The organism is Vibrio sp. D173a (genome assembly GCF_030248475.1).
The window spans coordinates 1-720 of sequence record NZ_JAHGAH010000989.1 but is presented as its reverse complement, the minus strand read 5'-3'; the positions used below and the strand labels follow the sequence as shown (position 1 = coordinate 720).

The following is a 720-nucleotide window of genomic DNA, read 5'->3' as shown; positions in this document are numbered from 1 at the left end:
CCACTCGCTGAGCTTCATTCGTCAAACCTTCACTATTTATGGTGGGATTGTGCCGCGTCGTGCAAGTGCGATTCTGCGCCAAGAACTTAAGTGGCTAGAACAAGAGCTAGAGTGGCTTAAGAGTTATGACCACTTTGAAGACCTGCTTGAAGACAAAGGTCACGTTCTGCGTAAGTTAGACGCGCGCAAATTCTTGGTGGCTGAGCTAAAAGAGATGCAAGAGCAGCTACCAGACCGTGAAGAGCTGTTAACGCTACTGAGCTCGGCGCGTTACACAGGTTTGCTTCTGGACTTGAGTCGCTGGATCCTTTCGCGTGGCTGGCAGCCATTCCTTGATGATAAAGCTCGTGAACAGATGGCGCGCGGCATTGAATGGTTCTCGGTTAAGCAGCTTGATCGTACTTGGGCTGAATTGATGGAGGCGTTCCCGCCAGAGCGCGTGATGACTAGCCAAGCGTATATCGACCAGCAGTACCGTTTGATGCGAAACCTCTATTCGGGTGTTGGCTTTGCTAGCCTATACGATGCCGATGAGCGTAATAGCTTCCGTCTGCCTTGGGCGGATATGATTCAGGGCATTGATGACCTGTTGATGCTGAGAACACTTTCGCCACTCACCGAAAAGTTAGAGGGTGATGAGAAGGTTCAACTGGAGCGTTGGTTGGCTCGCCAAGAGGTGTCTATCCTGCATGCGATGGAGCAAACGCGCCAAATCAGTGT

At 51.2% G+C, this 720-nt stretch carries 1 protein-coding gene; it reads left to right on the top strand.

All coding sequences use genetic code 11. The features are described 5' to 3' along the window. The coding region (locus tag KIV40_RS30780) for a CHAD domain-containing protein (protein ID WP_285353088.1) at positions 1-720 on the top strand (720 nt) is incomplete at both ends.